At 42.8% G+C, this 20,246-nt stretch carries 21 protein-coding genes; 8 read left to right on the forward strand and 13 right to left on the reverse strand.

The annotated features are described in order from the left end of the window. Nucleotides 1-42: 42 nt before the first annotated feature. The 3 genes from H6H03_RS20085 to rodA form a co-directional block, all read right to left on the reverse strand. On the reverse strand, nt 43-699 hold the full coding sequence (locus H6H03_RS20085) for an HAS-barrel domain-containing protein (protein WP_190956852.1): 657 nt from the start codon (nt 697-699) through the stop codon (nt 43-45). A gap of 131 nt (nt 700-830) precedes the next feature. Further along, nucleotides 831-1,028 carry an NAD(P)H dehydrogenase subunit NdhS gene (locus H6H03_RS20090; protein WP_190956853.1) on the reverse strand — a complete coding sequence of 66 codons (198 nt, stop codon included), beginning with the start codon at nt 1,026-1,028 and terminating at the stop codon, nt 831-833. A 277-nt stretch (nt 1,029-1,305) separates the two neighbouring features. Next, complete coding sequence (rodA, locus tag H6H03_RS20095; RefSeq protein ID WP_190956854.1) at nt 1,306-2,619, reverse strand: rod shape-determining protein RodA; 1,314 nt, start codon at nt 2,617-2,619, stop codon at nt 1,306-1,308. Nucleotides 2,620-2,668: 49 nt separating this feature from the next. On the opposite strand from rodA, the gene H6H03_RS20100 reads away from it, so the two are divergent. Further along, nucleotides 2,669-2,920, forward strand: coding sequence for a hypothetical protein (locus H6H03_RS20100; protein ID WP_190956855.1), 252 nt, complete (start codon nt 2,669-2,671; stop codon nt 2,918-2,920). Between the two features lie 28 nt (nt 2,921-2,948). Here H6H03_RS20100 and H6H03_RS20105 read toward each other — a convergent pair whose 3' ends face one another. From H6H03_RS20105 to H6H03_RS20115, 3 genes are all read right to left on the reverse strand, one after another. Further along, complete coding sequence (locus H6H03_RS20105) at nt 2,949-4,019, reverse strand: Mrp/NBP35 family ATP-binding protein (protein ID WP_190956856.1); 1,071 nt, start codon at nt 4,017-4,019, stop codon at nt 2,949-2,951. Nucleotides 4,020-4,228: 209 nt separating this feature from the next. Next, nucleotides 4,229-4,423 carry a hypothetical protein gene (locus H6H03_RS20110; RefSeq protein ID WP_190956857.1) on the reverse strand — a complete coding sequence of 65 codons (195 nt, stop codon included), beginning with the start codon at nt 4,421-4,423 and terminating at the stop codon, nt 4,229-4,231. 16 nt (nt 4,424-4,439) lie between these two features. Then, on the reverse strand, nt 4,440-4,964 hold the full coding sequence (locus tag H6H03_RS20115) for an SRPBCC family protein (protein ID WP_190956858.1): 525 nt from the start codon (nt 4,962-4,964) through the stop codon (nt 4,440-4,442). A 456-nt stretch (nt 4,965-5,420) separates the two neighbouring features. Here H6H03_RS20115 and hemF point away from each other — a divergent pair, with 456 nt between their 5' ends. Together hemF and H6H03_RS20125 are read left to right on the forward strand one after the other, a co-directional pair. Beyond that, nucleotides 5,421-6,455: an oxygen-dependent coproporphyrinogen oxidase gene (gene hemF, locus H6H03_RS20120; RefSeq protein ID WP_190956859.1), complete on the forward strand. Its 1,035-nt coding sequence runs from the start codon at nt 5,421-5,423 to the stop codon at nt 6,453-6,455. Between the two features lie 293 nt (nt 6,456-6,748). Next, the gene (locus H6H03_RS20125; RefSeq protein WP_096535210.1) at nt 6,749-7,117 is read left to right on the forward strand and encodes an STAS domain-containing protein; all 369 of its coding nucleotides are present in this window, start codon (nt 6,749-6,751) and stop codon (nt 7,115-7,117) included. A gap of 96 nt (nt 7,118-7,213) precedes the next feature. Here H6H03_RS20125 and H6H03_RS20130 read toward each other — a convergent pair whose 3' ends face one another. Next, nucleotides 7,214-7,810, reverse strand: a complete 597-nt coding sequence (locus H6H03_RS20130; RefSeq protein ID WP_190956860.1) for a chromophore lyase CpcT/CpeT — start codon at nt 7,808-7,810, stop codon at nt 7,214-7,216. Nucleotides 7,811-8,330: 520 nt separating this feature from the next. Here H6H03_RS20130 and psb29 point away from each other — a divergent pair. Further along, the gene (gene psb29 / locus H6H03_RS20135) at nt 8,331-9,038 is read left to right on the forward strand and encodes a photosystem II biogenesis protein Psp29 (protein WP_190956861.1); all 708 of its coding nucleotides are present in this window, start codon (nt 8,331-8,333) and stop codon (nt 9,036-9,038) included. Nucleotides 9,039-9,214: 176 nt separating this feature from the next. On the opposite strand, the gene H6H03_RS20140 is transcribed toward psb29, so the two are convergent. The 3 genes from H6H03_RS20140 to H6H03_RS20150 form a co-directional block, all read right to left on the reverse strand. Then, entirely contained in the window at nt 9,215-9,577 is a 363-nt protein-coding gene (locus tag H6H03_RS20140) for a phage holin family protein (protein WP_190956862.1), read from the reverse strand. A gap of 291 nt (nt 9,578-9,868) precedes the next feature. Next, a complete protein-coding gene (locus tag H6H03_RS20145) occupies nt 9,869-10,510 on the reverse strand; it encodes an ExbD/TolR family protein (RefSeq protein WP_190956863.1) in 642 nt (213 codons plus the stop codon). Between the two features lie 48 nt (nt 10,511-10,558). Next, nucleotides 10,559-11,284 carry a MotA/TolQ/ExbB proton channel family protein gene (locus tag H6H03_RS20150; RefSeq protein WP_190956864.1) on the reverse strand — a complete coding sequence of 242 codons (726 nt, stop codon included), beginning with the start codon at nt 11,282-11,284 and terminating at the stop codon, nt 10,559-10,561. A 281-nt stretch (nt 11,285-11,565) separates the two neighbouring features. On the opposite strand from H6H03_RS20150, the gene H6H03_RS20155 reads away from it, so the two are divergent. Then, nucleotides 11,566-11,880 (forward strand): YkvA family protein, encoded by a 315-nt coding sequence (locus H6H03_RS20155; protein ID WP_190956865.1) that lies wholly within the window; start codon nt 11,566-11,568, stop codon nt 11,878-11,880. A 396-nt stretch (nt 11,881-12,276) separates the two neighbouring features. Here H6H03_RS20155 and H6H03_RS20160 read toward each other — a convergent pair whose 3' ends face one another. After that, nucleotides 12,277-15,489: a glycoside hydrolase family 15 protein gene (locus H6H03_RS20160; RefSeq protein ID WP_190956866.1), complete on the reverse strand. Its 3,213-nt coding sequence runs from the start codon at nt 15,487-15,489 to the stop codon at nt 12,277-12,279. A 494-nt stretch (nt 15,490-15,983) separates the two neighbouring features. On the opposite strand from H6H03_RS20160, the gene H6H03_RS41370 reads away from it, so the two are divergent. Both H6H03_RS41370 and mgtE read left to right on the forward strand, forming a co-directional pair. Further along, a complete protein-coding gene (locus H6H03_RS41370) occupies nt 15,984-16,118 on the forward strand; it encodes a hypothetical protein (protein WP_255264324.1) in 135 nt (44 codons plus the stop codon). Between the two features lie 810 nt (nt 16,119-16,928). Then, entirely contained in the window at nt 16,929-18,281 is a 1,353-nt protein-coding gene (gene mgtE / locus H6H03_RS20165; protein WP_190956867.1) for a magnesium transporter, read from the forward strand. On the opposite strand, the gene H6H03_RS41375 is transcribed toward mgtE, so the two are convergent. Beyond that, nucleotides 18,274-18,402: a hypothetical protein gene (locus H6H03_RS41375; protein WP_277926170.1), complete on the reverse strand. Its 129-nt coding sequence runs from the start codon at nt 18,400-18,402 to the stop codon at nt 18,274-18,276. The genes mgtE and H6H03_RS41375 overlap by 8 nt on opposite strands. Before the next feature lie 29 nt (nt 18,403-18,431). Between H6H03_RS41375 and H6H03_RS20170 the strand changes: the two genes are divergently transcribed. After that, nucleotides 18,432-19,559 carry an aspartate carbamoyltransferase catalytic subunit gene (locus H6H03_RS20170; RefSeq protein WP_190956868.1) on the forward strand — a complete coding sequence of 376 codons (1,128 nt, stop codon included), beginning with the start codon at nt 18,432-18,434 and terminating at the stop codon, nt 19,557-19,559. Here the strand turns inward: H6H03_RS20170 and H6H03_RS20175 are convergent. Next, nucleotides 19,556-20,131 (reverse strand): Uma2 family endonuclease, encoded by a 576-nt coding sequence (locus tag H6H03_RS20175; RefSeq protein WP_190956869.1) that lies wholly within the window; start codon nt 20,129-20,131, stop codon nt 19,556-19,558. The genes H6H03_RS20170 and H6H03_RS20175 overlap by 4 nt on opposite strands. Nucleotides 20,132-20,246: the final 115 nt, after the last annotated feature.

Consider the following 20,246-nt stretch of genomic DNA (forward strand, 5'->3'; position numbering starts at 1 on the left):
TTAACTTACACTAAACTAGACAATTGTCTAAGAACTAACTACCTACGGGTGGATTTGGCTCAAAATGAACCGCAAGCGATCGTAGTCGTCTTTAAGTAATACGCTCAGGTTCCGCCCAGCTTTAATTAGCCATTCTCGGTCAGCTTTACGTAACTGATATACATCTCGAATGGCAGCTGCGGTCAAGGCGTCCACTGGCGCACCATTGATACAAAGGAGTGTCCGCAAAAAATCTAGTTCTTCAGTAAATTTAACGATCGCTTCAGCTTCGCACCGATAAACAGCTTGATGAATTTGCGGGGGACGGGGTGGTAGATACTGATATACTCTTCGGTTATAACTTGGATTTTGTGAAGATAGTTCAAATCCAACGATGGCAGCTCTAAATTCTGTTCTAAGCATGGCAAATATCTGGGGTTGTTCTTCACGTAAGTCCTGCAATGACAGCCCCAAAGCTCTAGCTCGGTGTACGGAATCTATGGGCATAGTAGTAGCATGATATACCACAGCGTAAACGACATTGCCAGATTCTTCATCCACCGCACAAACCCAACTACCAAAAGGCGGCATAGAGGGAAAGCTTAAATCTTCTGGTTCCAAACACTGTGCCAAAAATTCAGTAGTACTAGTTTCAATCACCTCTGCAAAGTGATTGGGATGGCGATCGCTTCTATCAAACTGTGGTAATGGAAGGCGCATGGGAGTGCTCAGTTAAGAGTTAGGAGTTAGGAGTTGAACAATAATAACTCCTAACTCCTGTACAGATACGATTAATAGCGTGTCTTCTAACTTACAGACAAGGGTTAATCGCGTCTCTACTTCTAATTAATCTATTTTCCTTTTTTACGTCCAGCTGTGGTCTCTACGACTTCTAATTCCTTCAGGCGGAAGGTAATTAATTTATCCCAGTTACCACCTTCAAACAATACGGCTACCTTACCATCACTCACTCGTTGCACGAGTCCTTCAGAGCGATAGTAGGTATCTGCGGGATTCTTGACGCGAACAGTTGCTCCAGGCAGAATCATCTCTTTAGCCTCACTTGTTTCCTGTTAATAGCTTAATACTTGTTAATACTCATTGGTTATTTTTAAGAGGCAATAGGCAAGAAAGCAATAGGCAATAGGGGAATCCCCATAATTCAAATTAGGGATTTTAAAAAGTAGGTATTAAAAAATTGGGTAAGTCGGCTCGTTTCAAATGTTTAATTTTCTCCATAATTCAAATTAGAGGCAAAGATTCCGATTATTCAGGCAGGTTCTATTGCCTATTGCCTATTGCCTATTGCCTATTGCCTATTGCTTATCAATAATACTTCTGCCGTTGGCGAAAATTTGCTACCGATTCTACTATTCCCAAGGAAATGAAGTTAGTCAGCATGGCAGAACGTCCGTAACTCATCCAGGGTAAGGGAATTCCTGCTACAGGCGCTAAGCCGACAGTCATGCCAACGTTGACAATTAACTGAAACACAATCATGGACAAAACGCCAATAGCCAACAACGAACCAAAATTGTCTGTGGCGGTTTGAGCAACATGCAGTAAGCGGAAGCAAATTAAGCAAAAAACAAAGAGTACTATCAAACAACCAACAAAACCGAATTCTTCGCCGACTGCTGAGAAAATAAAGTCTGTATGCTGTTCTGGGACGAAATTCAGTTGCGTCATTGGGCCTTTGAACAGACCCCATCCCCAAATTTCACCGGCACCAATGGCAATGCGAGATTGAATCAAGTGATACCCAGCACCAAGGGGATCGTGATCTGGATCCATGAATACAGTAAGTCGGTCTTTTTGATAGGGTTTCAAAATATGATTCCAGGCAAAAACTCCTAATTCGCCACCAAATATATTGAGACTCCACGCACCGATAGCACCCAAACCAAATCGACGCCAGGGCAGAGTTCGCCAACCGATAATAGCCATAGCGATTGACCAAACTATCCCTAACGGGCCAAAAGATAGCTCTTTAAATAAAACTATCGGTTGTTCTAAAGGCCAAGATATGCTGAACAAAATGGCAGCAACTACAGGAGAAATCATCAGAATTAGCCAGCCTGGGTTAGCATTTGCCCAGTAGAGCATTCCCAAGACGATCGCCCCAAATACCATTGATGTTGCTAAATCTGGCTGTAAAAATACTAATCCCCAAGGTATAGCGGTGATTGCCAGTACGCGGAAAACACTTTCGAGTTTAGAAGCGGTGCGCTTGTGTAACAAGGCTGCTAAGGTAATAATCATGCCAACTTTGGCAAACTCTGAGGGTTGCACATTAAAGCCAGCGATACTGATCCATCGCTGTGCCCCTTTAGCGCTAGTACCGGCAATCATCACGGCGATTAAGCTGAAATTCGTAAGTGCGTAGGTTACCCAGTGGCACTGCATTAAGATTTCGTAACGGGTACGAGCTAAAAAAAGTGCTATCAGTACACCGATACCTGCCACCAACCAGTGCCACCACCAGTCGGTTACTGGCTGCTTTAGTTCCGTACTGAGGATGGCGATGCCGCCAAAAATACTGACAGCAACTGGTAAACAAAACAATAACCAATCTACATATTGCCAAGGCTTAACCCAAGACTTCCAGCGAACTTTGGGGAGCGATCGTTTTAATAACATTGTGTCAGTTTAGACTTTAGGTTTAATTGTTGGGCATTGGGCATTGGGCATGGGGCAAGCAGGAGGTGTGGGAGGATACGGAGGGGTGGGAAGAGAGGGAGGGGTGGGAAGTGTGGGGGGAGACGGAGGTGTGGGAGGAAAGGGAAGCATAAATTCTCTTTTTTCCCATCTCCCCACACTCCCCACACTTGCCACATTCCCCATCTCCCCACACTCCCCACACTTGCCACACTCCCCACACTCCCCATCTCCCCCAGTCCCCAATTCCCAATCTCCAGTCCCTAGTATTCCCAGGCTATAGCCCAAGGAACAGATAGAATTAAAATTTATTATGTCAAAGCTGCAACTGATACTTTACCAGCGATGTTGAGAGCGATCGCTTTTAGTGCTTTTGCGGAAGCTGAATCTGGGTCAGCAACAACTATTGGCACACCATTATCGCCGCCAACTCGCGTGGAAATTTCTAGTGGTACACAGCCTAAAAGTGGCACTTCCAATTCAGCAGCGGTTTTGGAACCACCACCGGAACCAAAAATGTCATACTGCTTATCTGGCATATCTGGTGGAATAAAATAACTCATATTTTCCACGATTCCTAATACCGGGACGTTCATTTGTTGGAACATCCGCAATCCCTTACGAGAATCTAACAGAGCGACATTTTGGGGTGTGGTGACAATTACTGCTCCTGCCATTGGTACTGCTTGGGTTAAAGTTAACTGAGCATCTCCAGTTCCTGGTGGCATATCTACAATCAAATAGTCCAATTCTCCCCATTGCACTTGATAGAGAAACTGGCGAATTACACCATTTAACATTGGCCCGCGCCAAATCACTGGTTGATCTCGGTCAATCAAAAAGCCCATTGAAACTAATTTGACACCGTGATTAAAAGCAGGTTCGAGGATTTCACCTTTGTCAGTCGAACGCACAGCAATTTCGGCATCTGCCAACCCCAACATTGTCGGGTCATTAGGCCCGTAAATATCGGCGTCTAGTAAACCGACTTTTGCTCCTGTTTGGGCTAAAGCCACTGCTACATTGACCGCCACAGTACTTTTACCAACACCACCTTTGCCGCTGGAAACAGCAATAATATTTTTGACTCCAGAAATACCAGTGCGGTCTGGCAAACTTTTTTGTTGGGGTGTTTCTGCCGTTACTTCTACACTTACATCTGTAACGCCTGGTAATTTTTTAACAGCTTTTTGGCAATCTTCAACAATAAATTCACGTAAAGGACAGGCTGGAGTAGTTAACACCAAAGTGAAACTAACCTTACCACCATCAATTTTGACATTGCGAATCATATTCAGTTCTACCAGACTTTTGCGAAGTTCTGGGTCTTGCACTGGTCGCAATACTTCTAAGACAGAGCTCGAATCAAGGACATCGTACATAAAAAATTCAAAATTCAAAATTTACCGAAGTTCTGATTTAAGGAAGGCTGAAGCTCCTGACTTCTGTTGCAATTGATGAAATACAATCCTAGTCAGCATCTTAGCTATTAACTGGATGTAAATAAAAGCAAGAGCAGATTGGTATTTTCGCGATCGCTGCCGTAATAAAACTTAGGAAACTGGATTATTACCTAAATAGAATCTTAACGTTATTGGGTATAGGGAATGGGGCATAGGGCACGGGGTATGGGGAGATGGGGAAGTGTGGGGAGATGGGGGAGTGTGGGGAGATGGGGAAAAAGAGAATTTATGCTTCCCTTTCCTCCCACACCTCCGTCTCCCCCCACACTTCCCACCCCTCCCACACTTCCTGCTTGCCCAATACCCAATGCCCAATGCCCCATGCTCCATGCCCCATACCTAAAAATCAAAACAACTGTCATTAATAGATTTTTTAGTACCTGATACTGCTGGTAATGGCGCTTTTTCTACTGCTTCGACTAAAGAGCGTGCAACGCGGTCTGCGTAAGGACGAGATAAAGACCAAATTAGGGGTGACAACCAACCGCGTAGTGTTACAGAATAAGATAAACAAGTACCACAAACTGTTGATTCTACTTGGTAGGTGACCCGTTCTTCTATTCCAGGAATTGCCATAACTCGGATACTCAGCATTTCTCTGGGATTGACGCGTTCCACAAAAATCCGGATGGGAATTGGCGAAAAGCGTGTTACAGCCTGAAAAATTAATCCTGGTTTGGGTACTAATCCGTAGGGTACGTTAGTACTTTTAAGTAGTGGATGCCAAGAAACATCCGTTAAGTCAACGACTTTTTGCCACAGTTCATCTACAGAAGCAGAACTAATCTCTCGATACGTTCGCACCAGAGAAGCGCAAAACCGACGACGTTTGCGGTGGATGAATTTGGATAACCAACCCTGCATTTTCCTAATCCTCCTCCTCGCTAGACACTTTCTGGTAACTCTGGTATTTTAGGCAACTAGGCTTAACCTCTAGACCAAAACTTTCTTAAAATTGCTCTGGCCATAGCAATGGTATATTCGGTGCACATGCCAACCGCCAACATCATAAATAAATATGGTGCAGAAGTTTTGAGTAGACGAGTCAAACCCTTGATACCTCAAGGTTAAGACTAAATTTTAGTGTTTATACCAGAATATTCCAATTAAAAATTTCAAAAAAAACTCAATCAATATACAAGCCTATACGCATTTGAGGGAAAATAACTCTAGTGATGCCCATCAATTCTATAAAATGCTTGACCGATAAGAAAAAAGCAGGTTGGGCAAATAGAGCTTGATTGTTGGCGCGGTTTTCCTCAAATTTTAAGATGAGAAATTTGTGGCTTTCTGGAAATTGTAATTTAGGTTCGGGAATCTATGTTGACCAACTCGCAAACACCAACTGTAGCAGCGGAATCATCCAAGTTTTTGCCACCAGCTGACGCTAAGGAAAGAGTCAGCCAGTTTATGAAACAGCTGCAAGACGAGATTACGCAAGCTTTAACAGAACTGGATGGTGTGGGTAAGTTTCATGAAGATAGTTGGGAACGCCCAGAAGGAGGTGGCGGGCGATCGCGCGTCCTACGGGATGGTGCAATATTTGAACAAGGTGGTGTCAATTTTTCTGAAGTTTGGGGTTCCCATTTACCGCCCTCAATCTTAGCTCAACGTCCTGAAGGCGCAGGACACGGCTTTTATGCCACTGGTACTTCAATGGTGCTACACCCCCGTAATCCTTATGTGCCTACAGTTCACCTCAACTATCGCTACTTTGAAGCTGGGCCTGTGTGGTGGTTTGGCGGTGGTCTGGACTTGACTCCTTATTACCCTTTTGCTGAAGATGTAACACATTTACATAAAACTTTAAAACAAGCTTGTGACCAACACCACCCAGAATATTACCCAGTGTTTAAACGTTGGTGTGACGAATATTTCTACCTCAAGCATCGTGGTGAAACAAGGGGTGTGGGCGGTCTATTTTTTGATTACCAAGATGGTCGGGGTACTTTATATCGCGGCCCCGATCCCAACGGGCAAGCAGCTATTTATAGCAATAAAGTGGGAGAACCAGCGCCACGTAATTGGGAAGATTTGTTTGCGTTTGTACAAGACTGTGGCAGAGCATTTTTACCAGCCTATGTGCCAATTGTAGAACGGCGACATGGGATTGAGTATGGCGATCGCCAACGCAATTTTCAACTCTATCGCCGGGGACGATATGTAGAATTTAACTTGGTTTACGACCGAGGTACTATTTTTGGCCTGCAAACCAACGGACGCACCGAATCAATTCTCATGTCCCTACCACCTCTAGTGCGTTGGGAATACGGCTATCAGCCAGAACCCAATTCCCCCGAAGCCGAGTTGTATGAAACCTTCTTGAAACCTCAAGATTGGATCAATTGGAAGTAGTAGGGCATGGGGCATGGGGCATGGGGCATAGGAAGAAGACAAGCAGACAAAGGAAAGATTTGATTTAAATTCTGCTCATCTCACTCATCCCCCTATATCCAATGCCCAATGCCCAATGCCCCATTCCATTTTAAATTGCTACTCAGCACTGTTTTGGTGAGTTAAACTACTAAAGATAACCACTTAGCATAAAAAAGTGACAATTTTAGCTGTAGCTTGCTAATCTCAAGTGGCAGCATTATAACGGTTCTGTAGCTAGTCAATTTAAAAGGAATCCCACGGGGAGGGTTTGAGTGATTCATATAGACCAAAAAAGTTATACAACCCAAGACGGAAATACCGTGATTGTCTTGACACCAGCAGGTCGCCTAGACATCACTACTGCTTGGCAATTTCGCTTAAAGTTACAGGAGTGTATTTCTAAACTCAGTCGCCATGTAGTTGTCAATCTGGGTCAGGTCAATTTTATTGATAGTTCTGGTCTCACATCTTTGGTAGCTGGAATGCGTGATGCAGATAAAGTCAAGGGTAGTTTCCGCATCTGTAATGTACATCCAGAGGCCAAACTCGTGTTTGAAGTGACGATGATGGATACTGTGTTTGAAATTTTTGAAACTGAAGAGGAAGCTTTAGAAGGTGTACCTCGTAGTATCGCCAGCTAAGAGAAGAGTTAGGAGTAGAGACGCGATTAATCGCGTCTGTACAAGAGTCAGGAGTTTATTGAAAATTCATAACTCATACTCATAACTTGATGTTACTCAATACTGATTTCGCTTTGTGTAGCGATAAGGGCCCATAAGTGCTCCCCAAGTTGCTTGTCGAGTTTGTGGGTTAATTCCTTTGTCGTAGCTGTAAAATTCTGCTTGTGTAGCTTCAAAGCCCAAGGAAACTTCGACGGTATTTCCAAGATAACTAAAAGTGCAACGAGTTTCCGGTAATGGGGTAGCGGTAAACTTATAGCGATCGCCAGCTAGCTTTTCGTAATTAACTGTGAGGATACAACCTGGTAGTAAATCTAATTCATCGGGTGAGAGTGTATTTAGTAGAGCAGAATTATCACCCCCGCCTTTTAATGCTTCTGGATTTTTAAGCATATAATATTGCACTTTCAGAGGCGCATGAAATTCGCTTCCCTGATGCAAGCGCATAATTCGTTGGCGGTAGGGTCGATCTAGGTTAATAATATTAGCCTGTTCAGCAAACAGCGTGATGCTATCTTCTATGAACAGATTAACTGGTCTTTGCCACAGGCGCAGGTGGACATACCAAACTGGTTCTGCTATGGCTTGTTCCCGATTATCAAATTCACCAGCTAGGTACTCACCTAAAGCAATTAACTGTGGCGAGAAGTTCATAAGTGGGATTGATGAATTTTTAAAGGTGATTATTTTTGGTTAGTTCTTTAGGCCAGAGTTGCTAGCCTCTGTGGCTACCAAGTTACAAAGTAATTTTGATTTGTCTCTATTGTAAATGAAAGTGTCAGTAGACCGAAAATTTTTGGCGATCGCGGTATCAAATTGAAAAATTGGTGGTCTACAATTAGCACAAAGTTAAGAGCGCCGGAAACCGACACTCTTAATGTTTGCAAATGAATGAAAGTTTGCGAAATCATCAGCATCCGATGTGTCATTTTAGTAGCTAGGGATCGCGTCTAAAAAGCGATCGCTTTATTCGTCTAGTTAGAACAAAGGTACTTGAAAGGCAGATTAAAAGCTGATTTTGGCTGATTAGATCGATCGTTTAAACTCAAGCGCTGGCAAGCCTTCTGGAAAAGTTTTCGGTCTACAAGACCGTCGCTAGCCAAAACCTCAACTTGGCAAAGTAGCCTTTAAGCGGGAAAATAAGAATACGTCGCCCTTCCTTAAGATTTTCTTTGTGAATAACGTCCGTACTGTCTCTGATACAAAGCGAACTTTCTACAATCTGCATACCCGTCCGATCAACACTATTTATCGTCGGGTAGTAGAAGAGTTGATGGTGGAAATGCATCTACTGTCAGTAAATATTGATTTTAGCTACAATCCAATTTACGCCTTGGGTGTCGTCACTACTTTTGACCGTTTCATGGAAGGCTATCAACCAGAACGGGATCGAGAATCTATTTTTAATGCCTTATGTCAGGCTATAGAACAAGACCCGCAACGCTATCGACAGGATGCCGAAAGATTGCGATCTGTAGCTAAAGGTTTGCCAGTTCAAGATTTAATTGCGTGGCTGAGTCAAACCAGTAACTTAGATGGAGATGCTGACTTGCAAGCACAATTGCAAGCGATCGCCAACAATCCTAACTTTAAATACAACCGTTTGTTTGCAATTGGTGTATTTTCTTTATTGGAATTGGCAGATGCTGAACTAGTCAAAGACGAAAAACGACTGACTGAAGCACTCAAAGCGATCGCTGCCGGTTTACACCTGTCTGATGACAAATTTAGCAAGGATTTGGAACTATACCGTTCTAACCTCGACAAAATGGCCCAAGCGCTAGTAGTGATGGCAGATATGCTCTCAGCCGATCGCAAAAAACGCGAACAACGCAAACAACAATCAACTACTCAAGTTGCTCCTCCAACTTCCAATGAATAGTTATGAGTTAAAAATAGTTAGGAGTTAAGAGTTAGGAGTTAAAAGTTGTCAATAACTCCTAAACTCCTAACTTTTAACTTTCAACTCTATAACTTTATAGACCCAATCTTTTAATGAATAGTTAGGAGTCAAAAGTTGTCAATAACTCCTAATTCCTAACTTTCAACTCTATAACTTTATACACCCAATATTTTGTAGATTAAGCTGTTAATTAAAGTCAGCGCAAATGCTCCAATAACAGCACTCCAAACACCATAGCGTAAACGAAAGCCTTCGACTAACCAAGCCGCAATACTAAAACAAACTACAGCAATCATAAATGTAAAAATGCTGGATAGCAAGTCTAATGTGAGTAAATTTGGTACTGCAAAGACGAGGCTTAAAATCGGTCGGACTATTGCTGTCACAATACCGAGTACTGCTGCTGAAAGGAAGGCTTTAGCTGGAGTATCAATTTCAACTCCCAAAGGCAATTTACTAATTATTAACAAGCTGATAGCTGTTACTATCCAAACAATTAAAAGCGTCACAATATTCATGCCACAACCCCTGAAACGTGAATGGCAATTGGTGATAAGCTAGTCAACCTACCTATGAAAAAATCTTTCAAACTCAACCAATTATTTGTAAATTAACAGAAATTTTTTCTCTAGCCGAATTTTATTCTGGATATCTTTAGGTTTGACAAAAAGCTTCAGGAGATTGGGAATTGGGGACACTTCCACAAGCTCAGTGCATCGCTGGGAAATGAGCAGGGGAGCAGGGGGGAACGACAGTAACCTCTCCTCTGCCCCTCTGCCTCTTCTGGTGCCCCATGCCCTATGCCCATTTCACCTTTTCGGAGCAGATTGGCTTTGTCCTGGTGCTACAGGCGCTGGAGGTGCTGGTGGGTTGGAAATATCAGGATTAATCGGACTGATGTTTTGTCCGGGCGCGGAGGGAAATCTGGGGGCAAGATTGCCTTCAGGGTTAATGCCTGGAACTGGTGCTTCACCAGGATTAATTGGAAAAGAAGGTACAGAAGGCTGGTTGAGTGAGTTTGTCGGTGGTTGAGATGGGCCAGGAATAATTCCTAAAGAAACGCGATCGCCCCCTACTTGCCGCAGTAAATCTAATGTTTCAATTACATCATTATAAGTTGCTGTGCGGGAAGCATTCAGCACCACAACGCCATTGGGATTTGCTTGGAGATACAGTTTTAATCTTTGTGCCAAATCTTCACGTTTTACAGGCTGTTTTTCTATGTAAGTGTTGCCAACAGCATCGATAGTTACAATTTGACTGCCACTTTGTGACGTTATCCCAGATACAGATTTGGCGCTAGCTTTAGGCAAATCAACATTTATTGCCTGTTGGCGCGTAAATTGCAGTGCTGCTAACAAAAAAAACGTCAGAATACAAAAAACAACATCAATTAAAGGAATGATTTGAACTTGGACTTCTTCGATTGGAGTATGTAGATTAACTTTCATTGTCTCAATTTAATCGCCTGGTTTAGGGGTTGAATTTTCGACTATCTACTAAGGTAGAATTGGCGGCTCAGGAGGTTCAGAAAACCTGTTTTTTCCTTGCTTGCGGGGTGGAGTAAAATTTTCCCGTGCAATTGGTGATGTCGTATTGCTAAAATCAGGCGGTGATTGGCGGTAGAGTAATTCCAACTCATTCCCGGCTTTGCGAAAAACTTTGACTTGATTGACTACAAAACCTTGAAATAGGCGGTAGAATACCAAACTAATGATGGCAACTACTAGCCCCGTTGCTGTACTAATTAAAGATTCACCAATACCAGTAGTCACCCCAGCAGTAGATTCAGTTCCCAAATCGCCAATGCGAATTGAGCGCAGAGAATGGATTAGACCCAAAACCGTACCCAACAATCCCAGCAGTGGGGCAAGGGCAATTACGGCTTCTAAAAGTTTTTCGCCCCGCCGCATTCCAGCTAATTCATCTTCGGCTGTGGACTCCAAGGCTAGGCGAAAGGTTTCCGTATCACTTTTGCCCAAGTGTAAAGGGGCATAGAGAAAACGTCCTACAGGCTGATGGTTTGCTTGTCTTGCAATATCAGCAGCGACTTGCCAATCATCATGGGCGGCATCTAGGACGCGATCGACTATTTGCTTTTCTTGAGTTAAGATTCGCAGCCAGAACCACAAACGCTCAAAAATTACACTCAAAGACAAAATCGACAGAACCAGCAAAGGCCACATCGCTGGCCCGCCTTTGTAAAACAAATCTAAAATATCCACTGTTTAAATTTCCTCCCTCCAAAACTAAAGCAACTATCCCCAAGCATTATTAATTTTAGAGATTAATGGACATAGGGCATAGGGCATGGGAAGAGGATGAGGGAGGGGGAGATGGGGAAGTGTGGGAAGCATAAATTCTGTTTCTTCCCTCACTTCCTGCTTGCCCCATGCCCTACTCCCCTTTACATTTGTAGCGTCTTCCAGACTAATTGGGGCGGTTATTCCCACCGGGAGTTTAAAAGATAATTTGTCAAAATTAAAGATAACTGGAGGTTCAAAATATGAAATTTTCAATTCAATCAGTTTATACCTGGTACCGTGACTTGCTTCGTAACCCTAAATACCGCTGGTGGGTAATTTTAGGAACATTAGTTTATTTGGCCAGCCCAATTGATTTTCTCCCGGACGTTTTCCCCATTGTTGGGCAGATTGATGATGTTTTCCTTTTGACCTTGCTAGTAAGTGAAGTGTCTGGGTTAGTGATTGAAGGCTGGAAAGCTCGTAAAGGCGATGTAAATACAGAAGCATCGAATACCACTGAGGCTTCTACCTCCACTGCAAGCACCATTGATGTCGATGCTGTCTCTGTCAAGTAGTTTCAACAATAAAATAAAATTTAATAATCCCCCTACTTTTGGCGTCTGAAGTAGGGGATATTTTTTTAAACGCAGAGTAACGCAAAGGAAAACGCAGAGGTTCGCAGAGTAAGAGTTAGAGGACGTTAAAATTGAATCATTCTCTGCGATCCTTTGCGCTTACCTCTGTACCCCTTTGCGTTTAAAAATCTTGTAGAAATATATGGGGGTAATTCTACTGTTAGTTGACTCATTTTATTGCCTCTGCGAAAGAATTGGTATTAAGTCGATCGCTGAATTTTAGATTTTAAATTTTGGATTTTAGATTGAAAAACCAAAATTTAAAAATGTCTGCTTGCGTGGCGTCTGGCAACGTGACCCTTGAACTTACTTCACTCGAACAAAGCTACGCACTCATTAAGCTACACTGACTTCGCCAAATTGTGTTAAGAAACGCAAGGCTTTGAGGATATAACTAGCACAATCTCTAGGAGAGGTGTTGTAAAACGATCGCCACGCACTTGCCTTATCTTCATCATAGCGATCGCCTTTATCTGGATGATGTTCTAACCATGCCAATCTCACTGCATGACCGATCAACACATCTAATACTATATATTCTTCGATTTGCAGCTTGGGATTATTAGCGGCGATCGCTGCTAATTCTATTAATGCTTCAATATTAACTTGGCGGTATTCTGGAGCTTCAATTTTATTTAGCAGATGTTCAACTAACAAAGCAAAATTCCTTTCTCCCGCTGTCATTTCTGACAACATTACCTCACTATCTAAACGATTGCGACGCTCTAATTTATCACCAATTACCAAACCTTTGCAATGTTGCATTATTAGCCAAACTTGCTTAAAAAAGTCTTTTGGTACTCGCCCCGTCGTTCCCTCGCTTTGGCGAAATCGCCGCCAACCACCTGAAGGAATTTGGATTTCTTCTGAAATTCCTGGTGACACCACCCAATCAATATCGCTTTCTTTTTGCTTGACGTGCAATGATTCTTGCTGACGTAACAGGTTACTCATGCCAGTATATCCAGTTAATACTTGACGCAAGCGTATTTTCACTTCAAAGGGTGGAAGTTGCATTAAGTGATCGTATGCTTCATCTTGAGTGACATGTAATTCCCGCGCTAGTTCGCTGGTCATCAATAAGATGAGATAGCCAACTCTTAGCGTCAGTAGTCCCTGAAATAGTTCGGGTTCGGATTTGATTAAGACTCCGAGATAGATTAAAATTTCTTGGGTAAGGACGCGATCGCGGATATCTTCACGACAAAAATGACTAATCTTATCAGCAATCTCATCGTGAGACATGGGTACGGTAATTAAGGAAGCTTCACTGTAAGCCCTACCCACAGCAATTTGCTTACCTTGCACCAAAATACTCGTCACCGCATCTGATAAGCTGATATCAACCATTTGGCGCAACCCCGCAGCCCGACGTACCACTGCCCAAATGCCTAAATCTCCAGCTTTGGTGTAAACTTCATCTAGTAAATCGGCTACGGTGACAGCATGTCCGGGGCCGCCATATCCTGTATCAAATTGAATTCCTTGCAAACGAGTCAAAGTTTGTAATAACTCAATTTGCTCGTAAATATTTTCTGATGAGCGCAAATAAGAAAGCAATAATCCTAAGTTGGTTTCACACTCCATCTGAAATTCTTGGGTATGCCCCAAGCGCCAGTTTTTCTCAGGATGATAAGCTAGATAATAGCAACGCAGTGCGGCATTTTTCACTGGGGATAGAGAAAATTCTACATCTTCAAGAAAATCAATTCTTTGGATTCCAGCTGTTAGCATTAACTGATTTAGCCGCCCTAATTTCACCTGCACACCGTTACAAATTCCATCTTTGAGTTCTTGCATCAATTCTAATAATGCCTCAGAACCGGTTTCTAACATGGTATGGGTTAACATTAAAGTCAAGGTAGGACGCCCTAAATCGCTCCAATATTTTTGAATGTAAGCTAGTTCGCTTCTGATTTGATCCAGCAGAAAATGGTAATCGAGGGTTAAGTAAAACTGCTGGGAATCTAGAAATGATGGCAAAAATACAATTGTTTGATTGCGAATCCGAAATATTCTTGATGTTGTTAAACTTCGCAACCGCCGCACTGGACGCCCAGTTAAACCAAGTTTATTATTACGTCCAATTTGGGTATAAATAGCTGAAAGTTCCCCAGCTTTTCTTACCTGGATTGGTTCTATTTGGGTGGGTGTTTGGGCTTCAATTCCATGAACTTCTAGTTTACCTTGTAAATCTTCATCTTCTGCTAGTAAGGCAATTTGTACCAATACTTCGCGCTGTTTGCCAACACACAAATGTCTGCCCAATGGGTCGATATCACCAACTGCTATTAATCCTTCGCTCAACATTTGACCAAGAAAATATAAACTTTGTGCCCACACTAAAGGTATATTTTCATTGGGTAAACGTGGTTGAGTTTGGGGTGCTAATTTTTCTGCTTCTACGTTTTCTGAAGGAACATAATAAAGTTCTGGTAGCAAATATAAACCATTTTGTTCTACAAGTAGTTTTGATAAAAGTTCTTGGTATTTGGTAACTTGTTCTTGGTTGCCACAAAACAATCCATCTAAAACTAAATAAGTAAAAAATAACGGCCATTCACATTCAATATGCTCGAATTGCTTGAGTTCCCAAGGTTCGTAATGCAAACGTTGGCTGTCTTCTAAAACTGTTTGGTGTCCATCACGTAGAAAACGTTTGCAGCCATACTTACCTGCGAGTTTATTGATAATATCGTTTAAAGTGCGATCGCGAAGTTGTAAGTCTTCCACTGCAAAGGCAGGATAACTGATAATACTTAACAGCGCCGCGTCAATTTCTTTGGAACCAGATTCTCTCGGTAATAACGATTCTAGAGTAATTCGAGCGCGGGCAATTTCATCTGGTAGCACATGAATTACTGATGCTTGACTACCACGCACACCAAACAAATCCAGTCCATTCATCGCTTCTAAAGCTGCTTTTGCCATGCCTACGGAACTGGCATTTAACTCAGCATTACCATGATTAATTTTATTACCACGTTCCCAAATACCATAGTCTGGTGTGCGGTAAGCTCGTCCAATGTAGTAAACCAAATTTTGAACGAAATTAACTTCATCAATCGTATAAATAATTTGCAATCCCGTAGCGGTCATTTGCGCCAACATCAGTAAAAATAAAGATGTGGCATCAAGTTGTAAATGCCCCCATTCATCATCACCAACAACGATGTCGCCTGTGCTGGTATTGTATTTGGCGTGCAGCCCATCCAGTAGCGATTGAGTATGTTTAAATTTCTCTACTTTATGAGCTTGTCGCATCATTGCAAACAGTAACCCGCGCATCAGCTTGATGACACTGTGTTCTAGTTCATAATTGTGTCCTTGGTGGTCATCAATCTTGCGGTATGCAAGTGCTAAACCCCAAACTGCCAAAATGCTGTAAACATTGTCTCGCACCCAGGCATCAGTGTAATCGCCGTGGGCTGTAATTGCTGTACTCGCAGGTAGTAAACCTGTGATTGGATTTTGACGAGCGAGAACGATCTTCTTTATTTGTTGATAGTAATACTCTAGGCGAGTTAGCAATTCGGTAGATGTTTTCATAATTTTCTTGGGAGGAGCCTGCAAAGTTCGATCCTGTGGCTGTGAAGTGAACGATCTAAACCTAATTGGAATAAGTTTTGTAATGGTTGATGGGAAACAGCCCAGGGTGGTGTGAGTTTTTTATTATCTCGCGTTAACAGGTCTCTAGATACTGAATTTTAGTGAAGTTGGACTCAGATACAATCAGGACTTAGGCAAAAATTGCCCAAAAGCTTAATTTATCGTAGACGCGTAGCGGCTTGCCGCAGGCTACCGCCAAGACGCCTTCTCTACGAGAGGCTTCCGCCAACGCGCAGCGTCTCGTTAGAGAAGAACGCCAAGAATTCGTAGAGCGTGCGTAAGTCCTAACAATATTTGTTCAAATCTTCATCAATACTTAGAAAATTTTATACCGCTCTTTAAGTTATTTTTGATAACTTGAAAATAGGCAATCTAGCCAGAAACACATTGGGGAAATAATTAGGTACAAAAACCTATATAAAAGGAGATTAATTATGTCTCTGCGTTATAACGAAAATCATGCTCAGTTAGTGAAAGTGGTTTACTCTCAAGTGAAAGTTAATGGCAAAATTGAATTAGTACCACTAGAGCTATACGCTGATGGTTCACTTAAGCGTTCTATTGGGTAAGTGAAAGTTAGGAATTCTCTATTATCAACTAAAGCAAATTCTAGTTTTTTATTTTGTAGCAAACCTCTGTCCAAGCCTCTCCATTTTTATGGGAGAGGCTTTGAATTTTGTGCCAAAAAGTTAGAAGCCTTTAGGGCAGGCAAGAGGCAAGAAGGCAATAGGCAAGAGGCAAGAAGGCAATAGATAAGAAGGCAATAGGCAAGAAGGCAATAGGCAATAAGAGAATCTCCATAATTAAAATCAGCGAATTTCAAAAACAACGTATTAAAAAATCCTGGCAAGCCAGCCTAGTTTAAAATATTAATTTTCTCCATAATTCAAATTAGTAGCAAAGAACCCAATTATTCAGGCAGTTTATTTTTGCTATTGGCTATTGCCTTAAAAAACTTGGCTACACACGATCGCCTATACAAAGATACAGTTGTTATACGCTTCTATTCATCTGAATTATCTAAATTCAGCAACATCAAATATTTTAGCTGTATGAAGTTTACCAGGAAATATATTGATTAGCTTGACACAGATGCTAACAGTAGTAAAATCTACTTTAAGTTACGCGAAAATTACCTGAAAATCAAGGCTTGAAGTTGGTTACTGGTGAAGAATGTCACAAATTCTCGATAATATTACCCAGTATCTACCGGAGATGGCGATTCCGGGTTAGGATGATGACTAGCGATGCCCTGATTGGATATCGATATTGAATTATTGAGATTTTATGGACCAAAGTCCACAAGATGGCAGTATCAACCTCCTCTGATCTGGTGAGGCAGTCTCCCAGCGCGGGGGAGATATTAGGAGGTATTTATCATGCTCACACAAGAACTTCGGGATGCGCTGATTGATGCTACCGATTTAAATCAGTTGAAATGGGATTTAAATCGGTTACAACCAGTGGATGTAGGGGAATACATTGCACAATTGCCGGAAAAACAACGAGCGATCGCATTTCGTTTACTTAATAAAAATCAAGCAATAGATGTATTTGAATATCTGCCAACAGAGGTACAGGAAGAACTAATTAATTCCCTACATGATGTACAAGTAGCACAGCTTGTAGAAGCGATGAGTCCTGATGAACGGGCAGAATTATTTGATGAATTACCTGCTGGAGTAATCAAACGGCTTTTAAAGGAATTGAGTCCAGAACAAAGGCAAGCCACAGCAACAATTCTCGGCTATCCCGAAGGCACCGCTGGGCGAGTCATGACCACCGAATATGTCCGGTTACGAGAGGGATTAACTGTAGGTGAAGCCTTAAGCAAAATCCGTCGTCAAGACGAAGACAAAGAATCGATTTACTACGCTTATGTCACAGACGACAACCGGACACTGGTGAGAGTGGTTTCACTGCGCCAGCTGTTGTTTACCTTTCCCGATGTTTATATCAGAGATATTGCCAGCGATCGCGTCATTAAGGTGAGAACCGAAACTTCCCAAGAAGAAGTCGCCCAAGTCATGAAGCGCTATGACTTAATCGCCATTCCCGTAGTCGATCGGGAAGATCGATTGGTTGGGATTGTCACCATCGATGATGTGATCGATATTTTAGAAGAGGAAGCCACAGAAGATATTCAAAAACTCGCAGGTGTGAGTGGTGATGAAGCTGCTTTGTCTTCCCCTCTACTGACCATCCGCAACCGCTTACCCTGGCTGTTGGGCATCATGGCCTTGTATATTGGTGCAGCTAGCGCGATCGCTCCTTTTCAGTCTGTAATCTCCGCAGTGCCAGTTCTCGCAGTGATCATGCCGATTTTTTCTAATACTGGCGGTACCGTGGGAATTCAAGCATTAACCGTGACAATCCGGGGGTTGGGGGTGGGGGAGGTGACACCCAAAGACACCGTAAAAATTCTCCGCAAGGAAATCTTCGCTGGTTTAGGTACAGCACTGGCTTTAGCCACAACAATGATTTTGCTTTCCTTGATTTGGGCGCGACCCCAAGAACGATGGGTAGCTTTCATTGCTGGCATGGTCATGGCAACTAATACAATAGTAGCCGTGACCCTTGGTACTTTACTGCCAATGGCTTTGAAACGTTTGAAGCTCGACCCTGCCTTGGTTAGCGGCCCATTAGTGACTACAATGCTAGATACAATTGGATTTTTAACATTCCTGAGCCTAATTTCTCTAGCTTTAAACGTTTTTCACTTACCTACATGAAGGGATTGGGGCATTGGGCATTGGGCATTGGGCATGAAAAAAAAGCTCCAGGGACGGGGGGCAGAGAGTAAGATTTTCTCCCCTGCTCCATCATCCCCATTTCCCATGCCCGATGCCCCATGCCCGATGCCACATGCCCAATATTAAAATATGCCTACAACAACCTGGAATCGTCACCACGTTCTTTCCCTCGCTGACTTCACGGCGGCTGAATACGATACAGTTTTGCAAACTGCGGCTTCTTTTCAGGAGGTGCTATCGCGGCGGACGAAGAAAGTACCGACGTTGCAGGGACAGGTAGTGGCGAATTTATTTTTTGAACCCTCTACCCGCACCCGTAGTAGTTTTGAACTTGCTGCTAAACGCTTGAGTGCGGATACATTGAACTTTGCCGCAGCCACGTCTTCTATGACTAAAGGAGAAACAATTCTCGACACGGCGAAGACTTACTTGGCTATGGGCACTGATATTATGGTAGTCCGGCATCGGGAGGCGGGAGTACCAAATGCGATCGCTCAAGAAATGGATCGTTTAGGTGTCCGAGTTAGTGTGCTGAATGCTGGTGATGGTCAACACGAACATCCTTCCCAAGCACTGCTAGACTTATTTACCATTTGTAGTTTAATTGACCCAAATCATCCGCGGCTGGAACTTTTAAAGGGTAAAAAAATTGCGATCGTTGGGGATATTTTGCATTCTCGTGTGGCGCGATCGAATATCTGGAGTTTCATCGCCAGCGGTGCCGAACTACACTTGGCAGCACCGCCCACCCTTTTACCCAAGTTATTCGCCGAGTACATCTTGGAAGAGTCAGGGGAAGAGGACGCGGGGACGCAGGGACACTGGGACGCGGAGAATGAAGAGGATACAGGAACAAAGGGACACAACAACGTGGTGGGTAAAAACGAAAATCTCTCCGCGTCCCCGCATCCCCCACTCTCCGCGTCTTCTTCCCAACTATTCCTTCATTGGCAGCTAGAACCAGCTTTACAGGACGCCGATTTTGTGATGACTTTGCGCTTGCAAAAGGAACGGATGACTGCTCACTTATTGCCAAGTTTGCGAGAATATCATCAGCTATTTGGTATTACAACCACAAAGCTGCAACTTTGTAAACCTAATGTCAAAGTTTTGCATCCAGGCCCAGTAAACCGTGGTGTCGAAATCAGTTCTGAGTTGATGGATGACCCAGAATTTAGTCTGATTCAATCGCAGGTTACCAGCGGTGTCGCTGTTCGGATGGCATTGCTGTATTTATTAGGTAGTGGTAAAGCTTAATAACAAGATAAACTCAAGCTAAATCCTGGCAATACATCTTCACCAGATAATTGTGTAGGCAGATTTCGCAATTCTAAATTGTGTCCTTGGCGGTAAATTTCTACTTGTTGCTGTTGGGGATTAATTAACCATGCCAATTTCACCCCTGCATCCAGATATTCTTGCATTTTCTGGCGCAGTGTTTCTAAATTATCTGTTGCTGACCTTAATTCAATAACAAAATCCGGTGCAATGGGGGGAAATTTACGTTTTTGTTCGGGAGTGAGTGCTTGCCAACGTTCTCGTTGCACCCAAGCAGCATCAGGGGAACGGTCTGCTCCATTAGGTAATTTAAATATGGTAGAGGAACTAAAAGTATAACCGAGGTCAGTTTGCCGATTCCAAATGCCCAAATCAATTATTAAGTCGGCTTCACGGTTACCACTTTCTCCTCCAACGGGTGGCATAATTATCAATTCTCCTTTAGCCGTTCGCTCAAATTGTAACTCGCGGTTATTTTGACATAACTGGTAGAACTGTTCGTCTGTGAGGTGAACTGTGTCTAGCTTTAATGTCAATGGGCTGGTAACCATAAAGTTAATTTCAATAGTGGCGACGATAATACCATTTTGCAGAAATTCGCGCTGTCGAGATCCCCTAATTTTTCACGAATTATTTAGGATTACGTATGCCTAAAGTTATTGGTAA

It is taken from the genome of Nostoc paludosum FACHB-159 (assembly GCF_014698835.1).
In the GTDB taxonomy this organism is placed as follows: domain Bacteria; phylum Cyanobacteriota; class Cyanobacteriia; order Cyanobacteriales; family Nostocaceae; genus Nostoc; species Nostoc paludosum.